The sequence below is a fragment of the Paenibacillus caui genome, from assembly GCF_019904135.1.
GTDB lineage: Bacteria > Bacillota > Bacilli > Paenibacillales > Paenibacillaceae > Fontibacillus > Fontibacillus caui.
In genome coordinates this window covers 138,187-159,767 of record NZ_JAIOGQ010000004.1, presented here as the reverse complement: position 1 = coordinate 159,767, position 21,581 = coordinate 138,187, and the positions used below count along the sequence as shown (strand labels likewise).

Below are 21,581 nucleotides of genomic sequence, written 5' to 3'. Positions count from 1 at the left end.
AAAATTCTATCCCGACATTATTTCTTGGAAAATAACTAAAAAAAAGACATCCGATAAAATCGGATGCCTTTGAATGTCTTTATGGATCACTTGCTGCCTGTCCCCCGGAAACGCTGCGTATAGGCCTTCGCCTCGTCGGCTGTACGAACTCTGTTTCTGCTCCATTCCAGCAAAATACGGTCGATATACCGGAAATGGATCTTCCCGGCAAAAACAGCTTCCTTTAACGCAAGCCTGATCAGTTCCTCAGGATAACCGTCCTGGTCAATCCAGCCGGATATGGTCTCACATTCCATCGGCGACAAAGGGCGGGCAAATTCCTGTTCAAAAGTTACGAACAGATTTCGCTGAGCGGGATCGATTTCTTCGAAATCTTCTCCCGCCATGTTCTGTCTGCCTGACCGGCTTTCCTTGCGTTCCGCTGCAAAGCTCTCCGCCAGACATAAACTAAGCTTCTTGTACATGCCGTTCAAATGATAATGCTCGGATTGAATTCCTGTTGTCTCATCGGTTACCGGATCAATAGTAAGCCAGCCATCCTTGACCAGACGGCGAACAGCCGAAGCAACGGTTCCGGGCGCGGCGCTCATTCGCTGCTCAATTTCGCCGAGCGAAGGGAATTCGCTTCCTCCGTTCTGCCGGAAGCCCAGAAGGTGAATCAGCAGCATGGCTTCCGTGTCGCTAAGCTTTAATCGGCGGTAATAGGTAAGCAGAGCGTTCGGAACGTTTATGCTTCCCGTTTCCATCCCGTAAGCAATACCGTTTGCCCATACTTTCCAGCCTTCATTCATGGCCACTTTAATCTTCCCCTCTTACCTCCAAATTACGGATAGAGACGATATAGTGTACGCGGGAACGGAATCGTCTCGCGTACATGATCCAGCCCGCAGATCCAGGCAACCGTACGTTCCAGCCCCAGTCCAAAACCGGAATGCGGAACCGTGCCGTATTTCCGCAAATCGAGGTACCATTGGTACGTTTCTTCGGACAGATGATGCTCGCTGAAACGCTGTGCCATCAGTTCAGGATCGTCGATCCGCTGAGAGCCCCCAATAATCTCGCCATAACCTTCCGGCGCAATCATGTCCGCGCACAGCACAACTTCAGGACGAGCCGGATCAGGCTTCATATAGAACGCCTTAATCCCTGCAGGGTAGTGCGTAATGAATACCGGCTTGTCGTATTCCTCGGCAATCGCCGTTTCATGAGGCGCGCCAAAATCCTCACCCCACGGAATATCGAAGCCTTGTTTATGCAAAAACTCGATCGCGTCGTCGTAAGTAATTCGCGGGAACGGCGCCTTGATTCCCTCCAGCTTGGACACGTCGCGTCCGATCGTTTCAAGCTCTTCGCGGCAATTCTTCACAACGGATTGAACGACGTGCGCAATGAAGTTTTCCTGCACGCGCAGGCTTTCCTCATGGTCCGTAAACGCCATCTCGGGCTCGATCATCCAGAACTCGATCAGATGGCGGCGGGTTTTGGATTTCTCAGCGCGGAATGTAGGTCCGAAAGAATAAACTTTGCCTAAGGCCATAGCCGCAGCTTCCATATAAAGCTGGCCGCTCTGCGTCAAATAAGCGTCTTCCTCGAAATACTTCGTATGGAACAGGTTGGTCGTGCCTTCTGCCGACGTTGGCGTCAAAATAGGAGGATCTACAAGCGTAAATCCGTTCGTATCAAAAAACTCCTGTACCGCCCGGATAATTTCCGCCCGGATCACAAGAATGGCGCGTTGTTTCGTCGAACGAAGCCACAGATGGCGATGGTCCATCAGAAAATCAACGCCGTGCTCCTTCGGTGTGATCGGATAGTTCTCGGTCAGTTGAATCACTTCGATACCGGTAACGGTCATTTCATAGCCCGATTTGCTTCTCGGTTCCTCGCGAATGATCCCAGTGACATAAACAGAGCTTTCCTGAGTCAAGCTTTTGGCCAGATTCCAGATTTCCTCGGACACCTCGTTTTTTACAACAACTCCCTGAATATATCCTGTGCCGTCCCGTAGCTGCAGAAACTGGATTTTACCGCTGGAACGTTTGTTATGAATCCAGCTGCCGATAACAACGGTTTCCCCGACATGATCGCTAACCTGCCGGATTACGGTTTTGATCGCCACATTACTCTCTCCTCTAACATAAGTTCACTTTATTTATTTGCTTTCTTGTACGATCCGAAGCGTATCGCGCGCAATCATGAGCTCTTCGTTGGTTGGAATTACAAGCACTTCCACTTTCGAGTTCGGGGTTGAAATGCGGCGCGGATCGCCGGAACGGATCTTGTTGAGCTCAGGGTCGATTTCAACGCCCAAGTAAGTCAGGTTCTCGCACACTTTTTCACGGACAACCACCGAGTTCTCGCCTACGCCGGCTGTAAACACAATGACATCCACGCCGTCCATGGCCGCAGCATAGGCGCCGATGTATTTGCGTAGACGGTACTCGTACATTTCGAATGCCAGGGTTGCATTCGGTTCGCCCTCTGCAAGACCATCCGTGACGTCGCGCATGTCGCTGCTGCTGCCGGAAATCGCGAGCAGACCACTGTGCTTGTTGAGCATCGAGTTCACTTCGCTGATCGTAAGCTCTTCTTTATTCATCACAAAAGTAACGACAGCAGGGTCCAGATCTCCGCTGCGTGTACCCATCATCAGACCTTCAAGCGGTGTCAATCCCATCGATGTATCATAAGATTTGCCGTCTTTAACGGCCGTCAGGCTGGCGCCGTTTCCGATATGGCAGGTGATGATCTTAAGGTCCTCAATCGGACGTCCCAAATATTCGGCAGCGGTCTTGCTGACGTAGTCATGAGATGTACCGTGCGCTCCGTAACGGCGAACATGATGTTTCTTGTAGAGCACCTTTGGAATCGGATAAAGATATACTTTCTCTTCCATCGTTTGGTGGAAAGCCGTATCAAAGGCAACGACCTGAGGTACTCCCGGCATATTTCTTTCGGCAGCCGTAATACCGGTGATCGCCGGCGGGTTATGTAGCGGCGCCAAGTCGAACAGACGGCGAATTTCGGCTTTTACTTCCCCAGTAACCAAAGCGGAGCCTTTAAACGATTCGCCGCCGTGAACAACGCGATGGCCGACAGCCTGAATCTCTTCAACCGAATCCAGTACACCGTGCTCTTTGTCGGTCAGCTTCTCAAGCACTTTGCGGATCGCGGTTGTATGCTCCAGAATTTCGCTGACTTCCGTAATGTCCTCCTTGCCTGTCGGCTTGTGAGTCAAAATAGAGGAGTCCATGCCGATTCTCTCAACCAAGCCTTTGGCAAGCACCGATTCGTCATTCATGTCATAAAGCTGATATTTCAGGGAAGAGCTTCCCGCGTTGATTACGAGTACTTTCATATCCGGTCACCATCCTTGTCGTATTTGAAAAATCCTTCGCCCGTCTTTACGCCCAAATTGCCTGCACGGACCATTTTCTTCAATACGAATGAAGGCCGGTATTTAAGTTCCCCGAAATCCCGGAACATGCGCTCCAGCGCAGCAAGAACCGAATCCAGCCCAAAGCGGTCAGCCATTTCAAGCGGGCCGTACTGGAACTGATAGCCGATGCGCATCGCGTCATCAATATCTTCTGCCGAAGCAACGCCTTCGCCAAGCACGTGAAGGGCTTCATTGATCATGAGGCAAATAATGCGGGATGTCACAAATCCTGGCGACTCATTAACCATAATCCCCCGCTTATCCACGATTTCCTCAACGAAGGTTTTGGTTTCATCAAAGGTAGTATTCGAGGTTTTCAGACCGCGAATAATTTCCACCAGGTTGATTTTGGATACCGGATAAATAAAGTGCATGCCAATAACGCGTTCAGGATACTTGGTGGATCCCGCGATCTCGGTCAAGCTCAGCGTAGATGTGTTGCTGGCCAGAATAATATTGCTTGGACAAACTTGATCCAGCTGCTGGAATACTTTCTTCTTCTCTTCCAGATCTTCCGAAATCGTTTCAATGACCATATCCGCCGTACCCAGATCGGCCAAATGGGTCACTTTTTGAATTTTCGACAAAATCAGTTTCTTCTCGGCCTTCGTGATCGCCCATTTCTCCAGCTGCTTATCCAGACTTGTTTCAATCATGTCGTAGGCATGATCCAGTTTTTCTTGGTTCTCCTCAACCAGAAGGACATCAAGACCTTTGCCTGCAAGCATTTCGCAAATGCCTTGGCCCATCGTACCGCCACCGATGACACCTATTTTCTTGAAATTCATAGTTCTCTAGACTCCATCCTTTCGTCTATTCTTCAACATATTATACCCCTGATGTCGAAGAATACTTCTTTCTATACCCAACATATAATAATATCTTAGCACGGCAAAAAAGTAAAAAAAAATAACCGGCACGAAAAATCATGCCGGTAATGGAGCACTTTCACGAAATTGACACCGGAATTCATCGCCGGACATGCGTTCCTCTTTAAAGAGGATGTCGAGCGATTTGTCGAAAACGGCCGCGTGCTGTTCAAGCAGCTCTTTCGTTCTAGCGGCGAGTTCGTCCAGAATCGTCTGGTTCTCTTTCATGAGCACTTCGGTAGTAACCATATCCATATTCATAATTCCAAGCGATGTAAGACCCGAGGTCATCATCGTCTGCACCAGGTTCAGAGCCTGTTCAAAATCGTTTCGGGAACCTGTACTGCGTCCCCCGTAATAAATTTCCTCCGCTGCGGCACCTGCCAGTGCGACCATGATCTGCCCTTCCAGATAGCTTTTGGTGTACAGATATTTTTCTTCCTGCGGGTTATGCCGGACATATCCGAGCGCTTGTCCTCTAGGGCTGAGCACGACCTGATTCACGCTGCCCGGAGACACGATCTCCGCAAGAATGGCATGTCCCAGCTCATGGATCGCCACGCGCCTTTTCTCTTCCAGCGTCGATTCCCGATCCGTCTTTTCGCCGAGCATGACTTTGTCGACGGCCATGGAAAGATGCTGCTGCAAAATTTGCGGCTCATTTTCCCGCATGGCGTAAATCGCAGCTTCGTTCATCACGCTTTCCAACTGCGCGCCGGAGAAGCCGAAAGATTCCTCAGCTACTTTTTCAAGATTTGTAGTTTCGTGGATCGGTTTATTCTTGGCGTGAATATTCAGGATCATCATCCGGCCCTTCTTGTCCGGGAGGTCCACCTGAATGTGACGATCGAAACGCCCCGGACGCAGCAGCGCGCTGTCCAGCATCTCCTTGCGGTTCGTCGCTGCAATGAGCAGAATTCTCGGCGAATCGGAAGTGTAAATACCGTCCATTTCCGTAAGCAGCTGGTTCAGCGTCTGATCATATTCGCGCTGCTGGCCGCCTTCTCTTTTACCGCCGATCACATCAATCTCATCGATAAAAATAATAGCGTTTTGCTTGTTCTCCTTGGCGGCGCGATTACGCGCTTCCTTGAACAAATCACGGATACGGCTTGCGCCGACACCAACGTACATTTCAACAAACTCACTGCCAGAAGAGGCCACGAACACCGAATTGGTGTAATGGGCCGCCGCTTTGGCCATCAGCGTTTTTCCTGTTCCCGGAGGACCGGTTAGCAAAATCCCCTTGATCGGCCGGATGCCGAATTTTTGGATTTCGTCGTAACGGACCATAAAATCAAGCGCTTCGCGAAGCTCCTGCTTGGCGCTGTCCTGGCCGCCGATCTCGTCGAAGGTCAGCTTGGCCGGGCCTGCTTTCTTTCGGCGCCGTTCCTGCGCTGCGCCTACGGTAAGGCCGCCCCGCATAACCATTAAGGCATACAAAGCCCCCAGAAGCATTGCGAGCACAACAAACGGGACAATATTCACGCCGATGAAAGCAAGAAAAATAAGCAGCACCGGAATAAAACCGATCGCTATTTCCTTTGTCCATTTAGGCATTATTCCACACCCCCATCTTTTGTCCGGCCCGCGGCAGAATGATAAATTTGCTTGCCGTTCCATCCGTCAGCGAGATGTATACGTTCGTGTCATCCAATTCAGCGGTAGCCTGAAGGCCAGGCGTGTTTCGCCCCAGCTTGTCAAGCGTGTTCGTAATTTCGGTATATTTCTTGTTCTCCATCGCCTCGGCGATCGGGAACAACGCTTCGGACCACCATTTATCGAGTACCTCGTTCGAGTGATCCTCCACATCAATCCGGAGCTTCTTGCCGCCGATCAACGACTGACCGTCGTCCTTAAGGTGCTGAATAAGGCCACGAAGGTCCGTTCCAGGTTTCAGATCCAGTTTCAAACTGACTGTATTCTGGTTAATGTCGAAATGAGCGCTTTTCACCCCATCATATTGCATCACTATTTTGTGCAGCGGATCCTTCAGCGCCATTTGCTGGTACACATACCAGCCTCCGAACAACAAGAGGGCCGAAACAACTGCTGCAGCAACAATTGGAAAAATACGAAGTTTCAACAAAGTTGTCCCCCTTCTATCTATATAATTAGCTTTCGCTATATCACTACGACAATACGAATCTTGTATATCGCAAGCACAGATAATAGTATATCACAGAATATATATCATTTTATTTATTAAATATGAACTTATTTTAAATTTTCAGGTTTTTTTCGCAAAATTAGAGAGTAGAAGCATTATTTTCCTTAAGAAAAAAACTCCCGGACGTATTGATCCGGAAGTTTAATTGAAATTATTCATCGGTTCGGCAGTGTAAACTCCTCTGTTAGAGCACTGCCATCGTTAAAACGGTAGAACCTGTAATAATAGTGATCCCCGTTCTTGTAAAACAGCTGCCAAACGTATTGATTCTCATAGACGCCCGGAAGCAGGCGAACAATGTGGATGTTTGGCATCTCCGCTTTGATTTTGGCCTCCATGGCCGTTTTGGTTATCCCCTGATCTACTTGTTCTGTATGCGGCGCTTTGCCATCCTGCAGCCAGACCATGATGTGCTGCCCGGACGCGTCCTTCCCTTCGACGACCCAGCTCACTTCGTCCCAAACGGACTTGCTGACCCCGATCGTCTTAACCAGCCCGGCTTCCTTCTTGGCGCGAAGAATGGCTGCATCCTCCTGCGTCCACGTATCCTGCATCACATAGATATAATAGCGGTAAAGGCCAAAGATTGCAGCCGCCGCAACCAGAACGGAGATCAGAATCCATTTCGTTCGTGTTCTCAAGCCTTCACTTCCTCTCCTTACCTTAACCTTGGCATTGGCCGGAAACAAGGTTTATAGCACCCTGCCTCGGCGGTCAGCGGGCAAGGAGACCTTCGAATGCCTTCTGGGATTCATAGCGGATGCGCTGCTCATCCATCGTCAGACATTCCCCATGCTTCACCACATGTTCTCCGTCGACCCATACATGCTCGACATCCTTTGGCCCTGCTGAATAAACGGTATGCGAAATATAATCGGTTTTCGGCAGAAAATGAGCCTGGTCCGTATTTAACGCGATAAAATCGGCTTTCATGCCGGACGAAAGTCTTCCGACTTCAGGCAGAAATAACGACTTCGCGCCGAATTCGGTGCCAAGCTGAAGCGCCTGCAGTGCAGGAATCGCGGTTGGATCGCCGGAAACGCCTTTATGAATCAGAGCGGCCAGGCGAATTTCTTCAAACATGTCCAGGTTGTTGTTGCTGGCCGCCCCATCCGTGCCGAGAGATACCGTTACGCCTGCCTTGAGCAGATCAACGACGCGGGCGACACCGCTGGCCAGCTTGAGATTGCTCCCCGGATTATGCGAGACTGCGACCTGGTGTTCCGCCAAAATTTCAATTTCTTCGTCGAGCAGATGTACGGCATGCGCAACCAGCGACGGTCTGGAGAACAGCCCCAGCTTCAGCAGATGCTCTGCTGGCCGAACGCCGTAATCCCGTACATTCTGCTCGACTTCTGCCCGGGTTTCCGACATATGCGTGTGCAAAGGCAGATCAAGGTCATGCGCCGCCTGAACAATCCGTTCAATATAGTCCGGCGGGCAAGTGTAAGGCGCGTGCGGGGACATCATCGCCGTAATTCGTCCATTCGCGCCGCCATGCCACGTTTTGGCAAACGTGATGGCATCCTCCAGCTTGGCCGTCTGTACTTCAGGAGGGCAAAGCCCGATGACACCTCTGGTCAGTACAGCCCGAATGCCGCTGCTCTCCGCCACCTTCGCCACCTGATCCATATGGTCGTACATATCGAGGAAAGTCGTCGTACCGCCCTTCAGCATCTCAAGAACGGACAGTGACGTGCCCCAATATACGTCATCCGACGTAAATTTGGCTTCCATCGGCCACATTTTCTCCTGCAGCCATTCCTGAAGCACCATATCGTCTCCATAACCCCGCAGCAAAGACATCGCCGCATGCCCGTGGGTATTGATCAGCCCCGGAAGAAACAGCAAATGACTGCCGTCAAAGCTTTCCGTTTCCTCTTCCCCTTCCGGAAAAGCTTCGCCGATATATTTGATCCTGTCACCCTCCACCAGCATGTAACCGGTGATGACCGGATTATCCAGGCTCATTACCGCGAATGTTCCGTTTTTAATCAACCATTTACGACTCATTTAACGTTTCCTTTCCTTGATCCAAATAATAGGCCAAACTTAGCAGATCTGTTGTAAAATCAGCGGCATGAACGCGGACATCGGACGGTGTCTTTAAAATAATGGGTGCAAAATTCAGTATGGCCTGTATACCGGCCTCCACCAGTTGATCCGCTACACGCTGGGCCTCCCTGTCCGGAACGGTTATGATCCCGATCCGGATGTTCAGATCCTTCACCATTTTCGGCAGCTCTTCAATCGGTTGAACGGTCAGGTTATTGATTTTTGTCCCGATTTTGGCTGATGCGATGTCAAATAATGCGACAATTTTCATATTGTCTTTCAGATACATATTGTAATTCGACAAGGCTTGACCGAGATTACCGGCTCCGACCAGCGCAACGCTGATCTGCTGATCCAGATTCAGAATCTGCCTTATCTTCTCAATCAGATAAGCTACATCATATCCGATTCCTTTGCGGCCAAAGTCGCCGAAATAGGCAAGATCCTTGCGAATTTGAGCCGGGTTCAGGTCCAGATTCTGGCCAAGTTCCTGTGAAGATACCGTTGCGACATCCCGGCTGTGAAGCTCGTTCAGGTACCGCAAATAAATAGGCATGCGCCGGACAACGGCGTCCGATATTTTCTCCGATTTCATCTTATTCACCCTTTGCTGCGCTATTCATAGCGCCGTTTTCCGCCGGTTCGAGCCATTCCGAAATACGCGGAACCATTTGGCTCAGCGGCATATGCTCCATCTTCGGACCCGGCAGGGAGTACAGGAAATACCTGCCGTAATAGGAATCCAGGATGCGCGTATCATAAACAATGACAATGCCTTTGTCCCTGGACGAGCGCACCAGGCGTCCGAAGCCTTGCTTAAAGCGGATCACCGCTTGCGGTACAGACAGCTTGGTAAACGGATTTTTCTTCTGCTGCTGCAGCCGTTCGCTTTTCGCTTCAACCAGCGGATGATTGGGCGGCTGAAAAGGCAGCCTCACAATCGCCAAGCTGGTCAAAGCGTCCCCGGGAATGTCCACGCCTTCCCAAAAGCTGCTTGTCCCAAGCAGCACCGAGGCATCCTTGCTCTGAAAGCGGCGGGTCAGCTTCGTACGGCTTCCGCTGTCCATCCCTTGGCCGATGACCGTAATATTGAACGCGGCCAAACGTTCTTTCAGCGGGTCATACACCTGCTTCAGCATCCGGTATGAGGTGAACAACACCAGCATTCTTCCGTTTGTCGCGGCCGCCGACTCTGTCAGGGACTCTACGAGCGTATTTACAAAATGGGCGTCCCCGACACTTCCCTTAACGCTTGGGAAATCGCGCGGAATGACAAGCAGCGCCTGCTCCCTGTAATTGAACGGGGAAGGAAGAATGGAAGTAAGCAGCCGCTCCTGTTCATTCGCTTCCTGAAGTCCAAGCTGGTCGATCATAAACTGGAAGGACTTATCGATCGTAAGCGTAGCAGACGTCATGACGACGCTTTTCTTCTTGTCGAAGAAATAGCCTTTAAGCTGCTCGCTGACCTCAATCGGAACAGCGTACAACTGGAGCGATTTGCTGCGAAAGTGGCCGTTGGCTTCGAGCCAGTAAACGGTCTCCTCGCTGTCAAGCTTCATGAAGAAGCGGAGCGAATCGCGCTCGCTCCCCAGATCCTTAAACAAACCGGAGATATCCGTAATCAGGCCTTCGACGCCATAATCATCCTGCTCCTCCTTGATTTCCCCCAGCATTCGTTCGCCTTTCCGAAGCACTTCGCTGATGGAGACGTGAATCTGATTCTCAAGGGCGGTCAGCATATCCCACGCTTCAGGTTTGCGGCCGGGCAACAGCCGCCTTACGAATTGACCGGGCTCTCCGGGAGCCGCATCGCTGCGGTCAGGCATAAGACCGAACAATAGCTCGCTCAGTCTGTCCCAGCTCTCCTTCACCTCAAGAAGGGCAGGGTACAGAGCATCGATGGTTTCGGTCCAGCCGAGGCTTCGTTCCGTACCTGCAGCGCCCAGCAGCATCCGGAGATTGGGCAGCTGGCCTGTTCGGCTGTCCTTGAACAGCCGGGTCAGCGTATGAATGATCGTGAAATATTTCATATGAAGGCCCAGATGCTTGCCGGCAACATCTTCCAAATGATGGGCTTCGTCGATGACGAGGCGTTCATAGCCAGGCAGCAGCTGATGCCCGGCCTGAATATCGGTAAACAGCTTGGAGTGGTTCGTAATGACCACATCCGCTACACCCGCCTCATGCTTGGCCTTATGGTAGAAGCACTTTCTGAACCAAGGGCAGGCACGGCCAAGGCAGGAATCCGATTCGCTGGCTACCATCTCCCAGAAGTCTCCGCCGCGGCCGAGGTTCAGCTCCTCATCGTCCCCATTCTCCGTCTGAGTCAACCAGACAATAATCTGGGCGGCGGTGATCATGTCCTCCTTGGGACTTACAAAATCACGACGGCTGAGCTTGTGTTCGAATTTGCGCAGGCAGAGATAATGCTGTCTTCCTTTGAACACCGCTGCCCGGAACGGGAACGGAACCGTCTCCGTCAGCAGGGGAATGTCCCGCTCGCGAAGCTGTTCCTGAAGGTTGATGGTATGGGTGCTGACCATAACCTTCTCGCCCGACTTGACGGAGGAATAAATGGCCGGCAGCAGATACCCGAGAGATTTGCCCGTACCGGTTCCCGCCTCCACAAGCAAATGCTTGTCTTCTTCGAACGCTTTGACTACGTCATGAAGCATGATATGCTGCGCTTCCCGCTCTTCGTAATGAGGCAGCTTGACCTTAAGGTTCTCCCGGACATCGCTCAGAAACTGCTCAAAGCTGACATTCTGCAGCGGATTGTCAGCCATATCATGCCGTGCCGGCAAAATATCCATCCAATCCTCGTTACGCATCGCGAACTGCCGATAGTAGACATATCCGTCATCGCCATCCTGAACCGCCTCGCTTTCCCGCTGATTCAAGAGAGCATCAAAGAACCAGCCCAGGTCGCTGTCTTCCCCGGCAAACAAATCGGCCAGCCTCTGCATCGTAATCAGCGGCAGATCAGCCAGTTCGTCAAGACATTTCAGAAAAATCTCCGCCGTTGCAACCGCGTCGCTGTCCGCCTGATGCGGCCGATCGTGACTTAAACCAAATTCGCTGCTGACCTGTCCGAGCTGGTACGAGGTGAGAGAAGGAAAGCAGATTTTCAAGAAGTCCATCGTATCCAGAATCCGTCCGGTAAACGGAAGGTATCCGCAGCGGTCGAGCGCCCGCTCAAGAAAATTGAAGTCAAAAGCAACATTGTGGCCTACCAGCACCACATCATCCAAGAGGGGAACCATTTCCATCATGACCTCTTCAATGGCAGGCGCGTTCTCCACATCCTCATCCGTAATGCCTGTCAGACTGGTAATAAAGGGAGGAATGGATATTCCCGGTTTGACATAGGAAGAATAGACCTGTGAGACAGCCAAATCATGATCTATGATGGCAAGCCCTACCTGAATTATTTCATCGGAGGACTGATTACCCGTAGTTTCAAAATCGAGTACAGCATACTTCATCGGTTTGCAAAATCCCTTTCATTCAGGTCTACCATTTAGCATATCAAAAAAAAGAACATTTGGAAATTAACTGGCGGCTTCTGGCGTGAAATCAAAAAAAAGATGCGTCATTTTTCCGGTCAAAACAACACGGAAAAGCGCGCATCCTTAGGAAATCATCATTTTTTTTACAGCAAGGTTTCAAGCTGGCTTTCAAACTGGAAAGCCCCTTGATTGGTCATGCAGGCCTCCAGATTGGCCAAAGGCTCAGGAAGAGTTGGATCCAGCCGGTAAGCCGAGAGAAATAGCTCACGGGCCTTCTCAAAGCGCTTCTCCATGGCCGCAATACAGCCAAGTGCATTGTAACAAATCGATCTCAGCTTGTTGTTTCCGCTTTGGGAAAGAATCAGATTGAAACAAGAAACAGCCTGAGGCGTTTCACCCAGATGGACAAAGCATACAGCAAGAAACAGTAAGGGAAGCGGGCTTTCCGGATGGCGAATGGTCGCTTCACGGAACTGCCCGGCGGCCTGTTCGTACATTTGCAGGCTGAAATACCCCTGTCCTTTCATGAACGGGCCGCCGTCTAGCTCCGAAAGCTGAAGGCTTTCGGCCGAATCAAATCCGGCGCATTTCTTGCGGATATCTCCCATTTTTTCTTCAAAAGAAAGCCATTCTTCGATTATGCCGTCACTCATTTGCTTGAGGATCTTCCATTTGTTCCCCAGATCTTCTTTTTGCTTCCCCTGTGCATGGGGATACTGCTGAGCGATTTCTTCGAGCATTTGGTTCATTTCGGCAAACATATGCTCAAACATCATCCCACCTCATTCCTGAACAAAATGAAATCAGTGCGAAGCTTATCTTCATTTTTTGTTCAAGACGGGCTTTTCATTCCGGGGTCCAGTTATTACATAACGGGCCCAAGATTCGCATCAGCGTACGGTTGCGTGAACTTCACGGATTGCCGATTCAACCGGCCGGTTATGCTCATCCACAAACACAACGGTCGGCTTGTGGCTTTTGATCTCGTCAGGCGACATCTGGGCATAAGAAATGATGATGACTTTGTCGCCGGGCTGTACGAGCCGGGCTGCCGCGCCATTCAGACAAATGACGCCGCTGCCACGCGGGCCGGGAATTACGTAAGTTTCCAGACGTGCTCCATTATTGTTGTTTACGATCTGGACTTTTTCGTTCTCCAGCAAATCCGCTGTTTCCATCAGATCCTCATCGATCGTAATGCTGCCCACGTAATTCAGATTGGCTTCGGTCACCGTGGCCCGGTGAATTTTGGATTTCATCATTTCTCTATGCATAAATCGCCACGCCTTTCTTCTGTAATAACATATTGTCGATCAGCCGGGTGCTGCCGAACTTCACAGCCAACGCCGCAATGATATCCCCTTCGATCTCCTGGATTTTTGCGTTTTCGGGCAGTGCTTCAAGACCCGGAAACGTCAGCACGTCCACATAGTCAATTTCCGCAAGCGGCTTGGACAATATCCGGTCCGTCAGAAATGCCTTCAGATCAGCGGCCGTAGTAATGCCCCCTTCATCGATCCGCTGCCGGGCTTCCTTCAGAGAAGCCGACAACACCAAAGCCTGCTCCCGCTGCTCATCGCTCAGATAAACGTTGCGGGAGCTCAGGGCCAGGCCGTCCTGTTCGCGGACGATCGGACATGGCACCAGCGTCACGTTCATATTCAGATCACGTACCATCTGGCTGAGAACCGCTACCTGCTGGGCATCTTTCATGCCGAAATAGGCAAAATCCGGTACGACGATATGAAACAGCTTGGAAACGACTGTAGTAACCCCGTCAAAATGCCCCGGACGGGAAGCTCCGCACAAGCCTGACGTCAGATCGGAGACCTGCACTTTGGTCTTTGCTCGCTGCGGGTACATATGCTTTACTTCGGGCATGAACACAATGTCCACCCCTTCTTGTTCCGCTAGAGCTAAATCCCTTTGCGCATCGCGCGGATAACGTTCAAAATCTTCATTCGGCCCAAACTGGATCGGGTTTACGAAAATGCTAAGTACAACAACATCATTGGCTCTCGCCTTGCGCAGCAAACTGGCATGTCCTTCATGCAAATAGCCCATGGTGGGAACAAGCCCCACCGAAAGCTCTCTGCCCATGCGGGCAGCGGCGAATCGCCGCCGTTTGATTTCGCTTTGCAGCTCTGCCGGTTCTTGAATCACGATCATGAGGTAACGCCAACCTTTCTTTCGGTTTTTCCATATAGGGATTGGGTAACGCCTTCCTCAGCGGCAAAAACGTGCTGCTCCGCCGGAAACGCGCCGCTTTTCACTTCTTTTACGTAATCCGAAATGCCCGTACGAATTTGGTCGCCGATGTCCGCAAAGGTTTTGACGAAGCGTTTCTCACGGTAATCGTCTGTATACTTCACCAGGTCGTGAAAAACGAGAACCTGGCCGCTGCAGCCTCTTCCCGCTCCGATTCCGATGGTGGGGATATCGAGGGCTTTCGTAATTTCCGCCGCCACTGCTTCGGTGACGAGCTCAAGCACAATGCCGAATGCTCCCGCTTCCTGCAGCGCCTTGGCATCCTCCAGCAATCTGCGGGCATCGCGCGCGTCCTTGCCCTGAATCCGGTAACCTCCGAGCTGGTTCACCGACTGCGGAGTAAGCCCGATGTGGCCGAGTACCGGAACGCCGGCTCTGACAACGGCAGCGACCGTATCCGCAATCTCGGCGCCGCCTTCCATTTTGACGGCATGGGCATGGCCCTCCTGCATCAGACGGCGTACCCCGCGCAGGGTTTCATCCAGGCTCCCGTGATAGGTCATAAAAGGCATATCCGCGACAATAAACGTATGCTCCGCGCCTCTTGCCACGGACCGTGAATGATAAACCATATCTTCCAAAGTGACAGGAATGGTCGAGTCGTAACCGAGCACCACATTCCCCAGCGAATCACCGACTAGCAGCATATCGACGCCCGCCTGCTCAGCCAGTCTGGCCGACGGGTAGTCATAAGCGGTAACCATGGCAATGGGCTCCCCATCCTGCCTCATTTTCTTTAATTTCACAATAGTAACCGATTGTTTTGACGCCATTTTCGTGTCCCTCTCCTTTCAGAGCGTTCCCGCATCTTTCAGCTAACCTTGCGCTCATGGGCGCAACAAAAAAAGCCTTTAGTTGTTCACTAAAAAGGCCCGAAAGTCCAAAGAAGAGTCACATAGCGATCGTCCCTTCTGTCTCGGTCCTTTCGGCTCAGAGCAGAATCCAGGCGTAACCGGCAAAACATTTCATGACGGTTATAAAATTTCATAAGCTAATGAAAAATACTGCCCCAGAGTGCAATTCGGTCACGCCGATACCGCCTCTTAGGGTCAGTATAACAAAAGACGTCAACTTTTTCATCCATCAATCGCCACATCGCCTGAAAAAATCTTGTGAGTTTGTCCATTCTGTAGACGAATGACCAGCGCTCCGGAGGGATCCAGGCCCGTTGCCGTGCCCTTCAGCTCGCCGGATGGGGTGCTGGCAGTGACAGGCTGATGCAGACTGACCGACAAGGCTTCCCACAAATTCGCGATGGAAGCAAACCCGTCTTGCACATAGAGGGTATAAAGCTGCTCCATCTCCGTCATAATTGCCCCCGCAAGCACGGAACGGTCTACAGGCTGGCCGCTTTCGATCATCAGCGACGTCATGATCCGGCGAAGCTCTTCGGGAACCTCCGGCTCTGACAAATTCACATCAATTCCAATTCCGGCAATGCAGTAGCGAATCCGTTCGTCCTCACAGGCGGATTCGAGCAAGATGCCGCAAACCTTGCGGCCATCAATCAAAATATCGTTAGGCCATTTGATGCCTGCATTTACGGACGCAGCCAGACGGATCGCCCGGCACACGGCCACGGCCGTCAAAAGCGTCAGCTGCGGAGCCGAGGTGAGCGGAAGCTGCGGACGCAGCAGGAGGCTCATCCATAAGCCTTTGCCGGCCGGTGAATACCAGCGTCGTCCCATCCGCCCCCTGCCTTTTGTCTGCTCTTCGGCGATGACCAGCGTTCCTTCCGGGGCTCCTTGTTCCGCAAGCTGCCTGACATCCTCCTGCGTCGATTCCGTGACCGTCAGAAGCTTCAGGGATCTTCCCAGAACAGACGCCTTTGAAGCGGCCATAATCGCCGCGGCATTCATCCGGGAAGGCTGACTGCGCAGCCGGTATCCCTTTCGGGATACCGCCTCGAACTCGTAGCCGGCTTCCCTCAGCTTGTTGATATGCTTCCAAACGGCCGTTCTGCTGATCGCAAGCTGTCTGCTGATTTCCTCACCCGAAATATAATCTCCCGGGCGCTCCTTAAACATGTACAATAGAGATGCTTCCATATTCCTGTCACTCATGACTTAACCGCTCCTTCACCGCTTGCAGCAGTACCTGCTTCTCATTGGGAAGATCACCGGCCGCAACCCGGTGCACCAGCTCGTTCATAAGCGCACCAAGCCAGGGGCCTCCCCGCTTCCCGCCCGCCTCCATCACTTCCCCTGCCGACAAGACGAGATCGGCGACTTTGTGAACAGGGACAGTACGGTGCCAGATAGATGCCATGTTAACGATATCCTGTCGTCTTGTGAGAGCGGTCCGCTTTGCGAATTCAGCCGCAGGCTGCTGTTCTCCCGCTTCCTCTGACAAATGCTTGAGGCTTTCCTCAAGAATCTTCTGTTCACGCTCAACCCACATTCCGGCCGCTTCCTTGCCCCAGGCAAGCTGAAGCTGGATCCAGGACCGGCGCAAGCGGTCCTTGGAGAGCGGATCAGAATTCCGCTCGCTTCCATCCCGGGTTCTATCCCCGTCAGTCGCCGCGAGTAGCTGCCCTACCCCTTCTTCAACATGCAGAAGGGCCGTAATTTGCCGCGACAGCGCGCCCGGAAAGGTCCAGCTGCGCAGCAGCGGGTCCGCTTCTTCCGCGCTGACGCCCAGCGCCTCCAGCAGCAGCGACCAGCGCAGCGCGGGCTGCCCGGCGGGCAAGGCCGCCAGGGCCGCAAGCCGCGCTGCGGGCGCGGCCGGGCAGCTGGCGGCGCCGCCAATAGCGGCTGCGCTGGCTGCGGGGGCGGCGCAGCCAGCCTGCGCAGCAGGCAGCGGCGCCTTCGACCGCGCCAGCAGCCCGCTGCGCGCCAGCAGCGCGAGCCCCCGCAGCGGGCGCGGGCCCAGCACGATCCGCTCCAGCTCCGAGCGGATCCTCTCCACCGCGATGTAGGGAAGCCCATCGCGGCAGTTCAAGAGCCCCCGCCAGAGGCTCTTGAGCGGCTTGAAGCCGAAGACGGAGGCGAAACGGACCGCGCGGATCATGCGCAGCGCGTCCTCCTCGAACCGTTCTTCCGGCTTCCCGACGCAGCGAATCCAGCCGCGCTTAATATCTTCGCGGCCCCCGAACGGATCCACCAGCGCCCCCTCCAGGCTTCTCGCAATCGCGTTCATCGTAAAGTCCCGGCGCATCAAATCTTCTTCGATGCCGTCCACAAACTCCACCTCGGAGGGTCTCCGGTGGTCGGTATACCCCGTTTCTTTGCGAAACGTTGTAACCTCAAAAGACTGCCCCTCCAAAAGGACAGTCACGGTTCCGTGCGCCAGACCCGTAGGCACCGTTTTGTCAAACAGGGCCATAACCTGCTCGGGTGCAGCCGAAGTGGCGATATCCATATCATGGACGGGACGCCCCATCATTTCGTCGCGTACGCAGCCGCCCACAAAGTAGGCCTGATGACCGGCCTTTTCCAAACGGCGCAGCACTTCTTCTCCGGAAGCAACCATCTGCGGTTCTGCCTGTGACCAATGATGACTCAAGCCTTATAACCTCCATTTGAGCGAATCCAGATCCTCATCCTGGCAAGCTTTCTAGCCTTTGGGCAACCCACAAGCCGTGGTCAGCTGGGGATTTTTTCCTGTCAAAACGCGATAATAGATCTGCTCATATTGTTTTGTAATCAGCTGGCTGTTAAATTCCTTCTTGGCCCGCGCGATACACGCCGCCGAAATTTGGGCGGCGAACTTGTCGTTCCGCAGCAGCTGCAGCGCAAAGTCAGCCATAGCCGCTGTATCGCCGATTGGCGCCAGAAAACCGGTTGTGCCGTGAGAGACCAGCTCGGGAATGCCGCCGGCCTGTGAACCGACCGTAGGCACGCCGCAGGCCATCGCCTCCAAGGCGACAAGCCCGAAGCTCTCCTTCTCCGAAGGGAGCATCAGAACGTCGGCCAAAGAAATAATTTGCGCGATCTCATCCTGCTTGCCCAGGAAATACACTTTATCCTCAAGTCCGAGTTCCCTGACTTTGCATTGGATTTTCGGCAAATCCGGGCCTTCGCCTACAAACAGGAGACGGGCCGGAATTTCCTGAATGACGCGTGCAAATACATCAACCACATCTCCCACCCGTTTCACAGGCCGGAAATTGGAAATATGCATCATGATTTTTTCATGCGGTTCGGCAAATTCCTTGCGAAGCTCGGATACGTCCCGCGGGAAATAAACCCGCTCATCGACAAAGTTATAGGTCAAATCGATATCCCGGGTAATGTCCAGCACTTCCCGGGTTTCCCGCATCAAATCCAGCGACACCGACGTAACCGCATCGCTTTCGTTGATCGCCAGACGGATCAAATCTTTAAGCGATTCATCCTGGGCCAGTACCGTTATATCCGTACCATGGAGCGTAGTCACGACTTTGAGCTGGCTCCCTACCATCTGTTTCGCCAGAAACGCACATACCGCGTGGGGAACGGCGTAATGAACATGCAGCACGTCGAGCTGTTCCCTTTTAGCCACTTGAGCCATTTTGGTTGCCAGCGAAAGGTCATACGGCGGGTAGCGGAACACATAATAATCGCTCACTTCCACTTCATGATAATAAATATTTTTGTGAAAAGCGCCGAGCCGGAAAGGAACGCTATGTGAAATAAAATGCACCTCATGGCCTTGTTCCGCAAGCAATTTTCCGAGCTCGGTAGCTACGACCCCCGACCCTCCCAGTGAGGGATAGCAGGAAATGCCGATTTTTAGCGGCTCACTCAAGTCCGGCCACCTCTTTTCCGTAAATATACTGTAATATCACGAATATGACTAAATAAAGCGTTCTATACGAAAAGGTGCTTTCACCGCAAACCCTTCGGCAAAAGGAATAAGCTTTCTTTGTCCCAGCAGGGCATCCCGCGCCTTGACGCGCTCAACATAGCCCTGGTTCAGCGGGGTGGCTACCGTATCCCCACCCGGTGCCTGTCCGAATTGTGAGCGATAGCACTGCAAAGAATGAACCTTAGTATCATAATACTCCGTAACATCAACTACAAGATCGGGAGTCTTCCAATCATTAATAAAATAGAAAAATAAGTCCTCAACAAGCACAGCCGGCTCATCCGGCATAAACTTGCGCAGCTTCGCGTTGAAGACGGCTTCTTCAACGAGCTTGCTGCAGGCGACATGGTCAGGATGTCGGTCATCCCAATAGGGCGCGAATACAATGCGGGGAGCAAATTTGCGGATTTCGGCCGTAACCGCCGCAATATGCTCAGGGGTAATGTGGAGCCCGCGGTCCGGCAGCCCCAGATTGGTTCGAGCATGCAGTCCAAGCACCTCTGCCGCTGCGTTTGCTTCCCCCTGACGGCGCTCGACCGTACCGTTGGAAGACATTTCAGCCCTGGTGAGATCGCAAACGCCAACCTTCAAGCCTGCGGATACATGCTTGGCAATCGTTCCGGCCATTCCAATCTCGGCATCGTCCGCATGCGCGCCAAAGATCAGAATATCCAGCTGGCCGCTCATGGCTGCGATTTCGGCTTGTGCTGCTCCACAAGCTCCCGCCATGCAAAATCACCGCGGTCCAGGGCCCGGACAAGAATTTCCGCGGTCGCCATATTCGTCGCCACCGGTATGCCGTGCACGTCGCAAAGACGAAGCAGCGCCGTAATATCCGGCTCATGCGGCTGGGCCATAAGCGGGTCGCGCATAAAGATGACCAGGTCCATTTCATTCTGGGCGATCAGCGCCCCGATTTGCTGGTCACCGCCGAGCGGTCCCGACAAATAACGATGAATTTTGAGGTTTGTGGCTTCCATGATGCGCTTGCCGGTCGTACCCGTTGAATATAGCTTTTTATCTTTGAACACATGTTCATAGGCCACGGCAAAATTGACCAAATCTTCTTTTTTACGGTCATGGGCAATAAACGCTATATTTAGCATATCCCTAATTCCTCCCTCTACTCCATCAGATGCTCGAAACCATAGAGCATCCCTTTATAGTTCATAACCTTTTTTATCGCTTGATTAACCCCTGGCATATAGGCGGCCCGGTCGTAAGAATCGCTGCGGATCTTCAGACTCTGGCCAAACCCGCCGAATACGACTTCCTGCTGGGCAAAGACGCCCGGCAGTCGTACGCTATGAATCCGGAAACCGTTATAATAGCCGCCTCTGGCTCCCTCGATCGTTTCTTCTTCGTTAGGGTTTCCCTGCCTGATTTCCTCGCGATTCGCGGCGATCCATTCCGCCGTCTTGATGGCCGTACCGGAAGGAGCGTCAAGCTTCTGATCTCCATGATATTCGATAATTTCCAGATGGGGAAAATATTTGGCTGCCTGGGCAGCGAATTGCATCATCAGAATCGCTCCGATTGAAAAATTCGGAGCAATCAGCCCGCCGATCCCTTGCATCCGGCACTGCTTGTCCAGTTCCTCAATCTGCTCAGGCGTAAACCCGGTAGCTCCGGCGACTGGCCGCACGCCAAGTGAGATAGCCAGTTCAGTATTGGCATAGACCGATTGAGGAGTGGTAAAATCAACCAGGACATCGGCATCGCAAGATCCGAGCGCCTTCGCAAGGTCGCTCTCCAGCTTGATGCCGGAAGCCGGCAGACCTACCAGCGTTCCGGCGTCAGTTCCTGCATGGGATCGGTTTACGGCACAAACGAGCTCAAGCTCGGCATCTTCCAGCACCATTTTCACCACTTCTCTACCCATTCTGCCTGCCGCCCCTGCGACTGCTACACGAATTTGTTCTGCCATAAAATTCTCTCCATTCTCTAGTTTGATGAGTGATCGATATAAGTCTTGAAGCGCTGCTCCAGTTTTTTCAAATGTTCGGATACCGTGTCATCCTGCATCAGAGCGGATGCTTCCCAGATAGCCGTCAGTGCCTTGCGGTAGTTTTTGAGCTCCCCGTATCCGAGTGCCAGCCATATCTGAATTTGTGCCGACAGCGGGTCGAGCTTTGCCGCTTCTTCAAGCAGTCCGACTGCTTCTTTCGCCTCGCCGTAATCGTCATCCTGCCTGAATTGTAGCTTGTTAACAGCTTTCCGGGTCAGTTCCCTCGCTTGAAGACGCTGATAATGAAGCCGGTACGCCTGCTCTTCGGGATCGAGCCTGATGGCTTCCCGGACATTTTGGATGGCCTGCTCCAACCTGTTGCTGCGCGCATAGGTTATGGAGCAGCGGTAGCGGATATCCGCTCTGCGCGGTTCAACCGATATCGCCTTTTCAAACCAGTCAATCGCCTGTTCGAAATCATTGTCAAAGATGCATTTGTACGCCTTGTTCAAATAGTCGTCTGCCTTCATATGCT

At 52.5% G+C, this 21,581-nt stretch carries 21 protein-coding genes; all 21 read right to left on the bottom strand.

Going from position 1 to position 21,581, the window contains the following annotated elements:
* Positions 1-86: 86 nt before the first annotated feature.
* The 21 genes from K7397_RS04095 to K7397_RS03995 all read right to left on the bottom strand — a co-directional run bounded on the left by K7397_RS04095 (position 87) and on the right by K7397_RS03995 (position 21,576).
* The gene (locus tag K7397_RS04095) at positions 87-791 is read right to left on the bottom strand and encodes a DnaD domain protein (protein WP_223066694.1); all 705 of its coding nucleotides are present in this window, start codon (positions 789-791) and stop codon (positions 87-89) included.
* Positions 792-823: 32 nt separating this feature from the next.
* Positions 824-2,119, bottom strand: coding sequence for an asparagine--tRNA ligase (asnS, locus tag K7397_RS04090; protein ID WP_223066667.1), 1,296 nt, complete (start codon positions 2,117-2,119; stop codon positions 824-826).
* A gap of 33 nt (positions 2,120-2,152) precedes the next feature.
* Positions 2,153-3,358, bottom strand: coding sequence for an acetate/propionate family kinase (locus K7397_RS04085; protein WP_223066666.1), 1,206 nt, complete (start codon positions 3,356-3,358; stop codon positions 2,153-2,155).
* Positions 3,355-4,227 carry a 3-hydroxyacyl-CoA dehydrogenase family protein gene (locus K7397_RS04080; protein ID WP_223066665.1) on the bottom strand — a complete coding sequence of 291 codons (873 nt, stop codon included), beginning with the start codon at positions 4,225-4,227 and terminating at the stop codon, positions 3,355-3,357. Before K7397_RS04080 ends, K7397_RS04085 begins: the two co-directional genes overlap by 4 nt.
* Before the next feature lie 138 nt (positions 4,228-4,365).
* The gene (locus K7397_RS04075) at positions 4,366-5,868 is read right to left on the bottom strand and encodes an AAA family ATPase (protein ID WP_223066664.1); all 1,503 of its coding nucleotides are present in this window, start codon (positions 5,866-5,868) and stop codon (positions 4,366-4,368) included.
* Positions 5,861-6,394, bottom strand: a complete 534-nt coding sequence (locus K7397_RS04070; protein WP_223066663.1) for a hypothetical protein — start codon at positions 6,392-6,394, stop codon at positions 5,861-5,863. Before K7397_RS04070 ends, K7397_RS04075 begins: the two co-directional genes overlap by 8 nt.
* A gap of 239 nt (positions 6,395-6,633) precedes the next feature.
* Positions 6,634-7,119 (bottom strand): cell wall elongation regulator TseB-like domain-containing protein, encoded by a 486-nt coding sequence (locus tag K7397_RS04065; protein WP_223066662.1) that lies wholly within the window; start codon positions 7,117-7,119, stop codon positions 6,634-6,636.
* 73 nt (positions 7,120-7,192) lie between these two features.
* Entirely contained in the window at positions 7,193-8,491 is a 1,299-nt protein-coding gene (locus K7397_RS04060) for an amidohydrolase (RefSeq protein WP_223066661.1), read from the bottom strand.
* Complete coding sequence (locus K7397_RS04055) at positions 8,481-9,128, bottom strand: redox-sensing transcriptional repressor Rex (RefSeq protein WP_223066660.1); 648 nt, start codon at positions 9,126-9,128, stop codon at positions 8,481-8,483. The genes K7397_RS04060 and K7397_RS04055 overlap by 11 nt, the downstream gene beginning before the upstream one ends.
* Position 9,129: 1 nt before the next feature.
* Positions 9,130-12,018 (bottom strand): ATP-dependent DNA helicase DinG, encoded by a 2,889-nt coding sequence (gene dinG, locus K7397_RS04050; RefSeq protein ID WP_223066659.1) that lies wholly within the window; start codon positions 12,016-12,018, stop codon positions 9,130-9,132.
* A gap of 167 nt (positions 12,019-12,185) precedes the next feature.
* Positions 12,186-12,818, bottom strand: coding sequence for a tetratricopeptide repeat protein (locus K7397_RS04045; protein ID WP_223066658.1), 633 nt, complete (start codon positions 12,816-12,818; stop codon positions 12,186-12,188).
* A gap of 114 nt (positions 12,819-12,932) precedes the next feature.
* The gene (gene panD / locus K7397_RS04040) at positions 12,933-13,316 is read right to left on the bottom strand and encodes an aspartate 1-decarboxylase (protein WP_223066657.1); all 384 of its coding nucleotides are present in this window, start codon (positions 13,314-13,316) and stop codon (positions 12,933-12,935) included.
* Entirely contained in the window at positions 13,309-14,211 is a 903-nt protein-coding gene (gene panC / locus K7397_RS04035) for a pantoate--beta-alanine ligase (protein WP_223066656.1), read from the bottom strand. Before panC ends, panD begins: the two co-directional genes overlap by 8 nt.
* Positions 14,208-15,083 (bottom strand): 3-methyl-2-oxobutanoate hydroxymethyltransferase, encoded by an 876-nt coding sequence (panB, locus tag K7397_RS04030; RefSeq protein ID WP_223066655.1) that lies wholly within the window; start codon positions 15,081-15,083, stop codon positions 14,208-14,210. Before panB ends, panC begins: the two co-directional genes overlap by 4 nt.
* A gap of 303 nt (positions 15,084-15,386) precedes the next feature.
* Complete coding sequence (locus K7397_RS04025; protein WP_237690651.1) at positions 15,387-16,373, bottom strand: biotin--[acetyl-CoA-carboxylase] ligase; 987 nt, start codon at positions 16,371-16,373, stop codon at positions 15,387-15,389.
* Entirely contained in the window at positions 16,366-17,814 is a 1,449-nt protein-coding gene (locus K7397_RS21800) for a CCA tRNA nucleotidyltransferase (RefSeq protein WP_273545567.1), read from the bottom strand. The genes K7397_RS04025 and K7397_RS21800 overlap by 8 nt, the downstream gene beginning before the upstream one ends.
* Before the next feature lie 51 nt (positions 17,815-17,865).
* Positions 17,866-19,038, bottom strand: a complete 1,173-nt coding sequence (gene bshA, locus K7397_RS04015; protein WP_223066654.1) for an N-acetyl-alpha-D-glucosaminyl L-malate synthase BshA — start codon at positions 19,036-19,038, stop codon at positions 17,866-17,868.
* 48 nt (positions 19,039-19,086) lie between these two features.
* Entirely contained in the window at positions 19,087-19,785 is a 699-nt protein-coding gene (gene bshB1 / locus K7397_RS04010; protein WP_223066691.1) for a bacillithiol biosynthesis deacetylase BshB1, read from the bottom strand.
* A complete protein-coding gene (gene mgsA, locus K7397_RS04005; RefSeq protein ID WP_223066653.1) occupies positions 19,782-20,204 on the bottom strand; it encodes a methylglyoxal synthase in 423 nt (140 codons plus the stop codon). The genes bshB1 and mgsA overlap by 4 nt, the downstream gene beginning before the upstream one ends.
* 17 nt (positions 20,205-20,221) lie before the next feature.
* Complete coding sequence (gene dapB, locus K7397_RS04000) at positions 20,222-21,025, bottom strand: 4-hydroxy-tetrahydrodipicolinate reductase (protein ID WP_223066652.1); 804 nt, start codon at positions 21,023-21,025, stop codon at positions 20,222-20,224.
* Positions 21,026-21,042: 17 nt separating this feature from the next.
* A complete protein-coding gene (locus tag K7397_RS03995; RefSeq protein ID WP_223066651.1) occupies positions 21,043-21,576 on the bottom strand; it encodes a tetratricopeptide repeat protein in 534 nt (177 codons plus the stop codon).
* Between the last annotated feature and the right edge of the window lie 5 nt (positions 21,577-21,581).

What these genes read in the sequence shown, in the direction of transcription:
- dinG (WP_223066659.1), bottom strand. Translation starts at nt 12,018, where the DNA reads ATGAAGTATGCTGTACTCGATTTTGAAACTACGGGTAATCAGTCCTCC.
- K7397_RS04055 (WP_223066660.1), bottom strand. Translation starts at nt 9,128, where the DNA reads ATGAAATCGGAGAAAATATCGGACGCCGTTGTCCGGCGCATGCCTATT.
- K7397_RS04095 (WP_223066694.1), bottom strand. Translation starts at nt 791, where the DNA reads ATGAATGAAGGCTGGAAAGTATGGGCAAACGGTATTGCTTACGGGATG.
- K7397_RS04060 (WP_223066661.1), bottom strand. Translation starts at nt 8,491, where the DNA reads ATGAGTCGTAAATGGTTGATTAAAAACGGAACATTCGCGGTAATGAGC.
- panD (WP_223066657.1), bottom strand. Translation starts at nt 13,316, where the DNA reads ATGCATAGAGAAATGATGAAATCCAAAATTCACCGGGCCACGGTGACC.
- mgsA (WP_223066653.1), bottom strand. Translation starts at nt 20,204, where the DNA reads ATGCTAAATATAGCGTTTATTGCCCATGACCGTAAAAAAGAAGATTTG.
- K7397_RS04025 (WP_237690651.1), bottom strand. Translation starts at nt 16,373, where the DNA reads ATGAGTGACAGGAATATGGAAGCATCTCTATTGTACATGTTTAAGGAG.
- K7397_RS04085 (WP_223066666.1), bottom strand. Translation starts at nt 3,358, where the DNA reads ATGAAAGTACTCGTAATCAACGCGGGAAGCTCTTCCCTGAAATATCAG.
- bshB1 (WP_223066691.1), bottom strand. Translation starts at nt 19,785, where the DNA reads ATGAGCGGCCAGCTGGATATTCTGATCTTTGGCGCGCATGCGGACGAT.
- K7397_RS04075 (WP_223066664.1), bottom strand. Translation starts at nt 5,868, where the DNA reads ATGCCTAAATGGACAAAGGAAATAGCGATCGGTTTTATTCCGGTGCTG.
- panB (WP_223066655.1), bottom strand. Translation starts at nt 15,083, where the DNA reads ATGGCGTCAAAACAATCGGTTACTATTGTGAAATTAAAGAAAATGAGG.
- dapB (WP_223066652.1), bottom strand. Translation starts at nt 21,025, where the DNA reads ATGGCAGAACAAATTCGTGTAGCAGTCGCAGGGGCGGCAGGCAGAATG.
- panC (WP_223066656.1), bottom strand. Translation starts at nt 14,211, where the DNA reads ATGATCGTGATTCAAGAACCGGCAGAGCTGCAAAGCGAAATCAAACGG.
- K7397_RS03995 (WP_223066651.1), bottom strand. Translation starts at nt 21,576, where the DNA reads ATGAAGGCAGACGACTATTTGAACAAGGCGTACAAATGCATCTTTGAC.
- K7397_RS04045 (WP_223066658.1), bottom strand. Translation starts at nt 12,818, where the DNA reads ATGATGTTTGAGCATATGTTTGCCGAAATGAACCAAATGCTCGAAGAA.
- K7397_RS04080 (WP_223066665.1), bottom strand. Translation starts at nt 4,227, where the DNA reads ATGAATTTCAAGAAAATAGGTGTCATCGGTGGCGGTACGATGGGCCAA.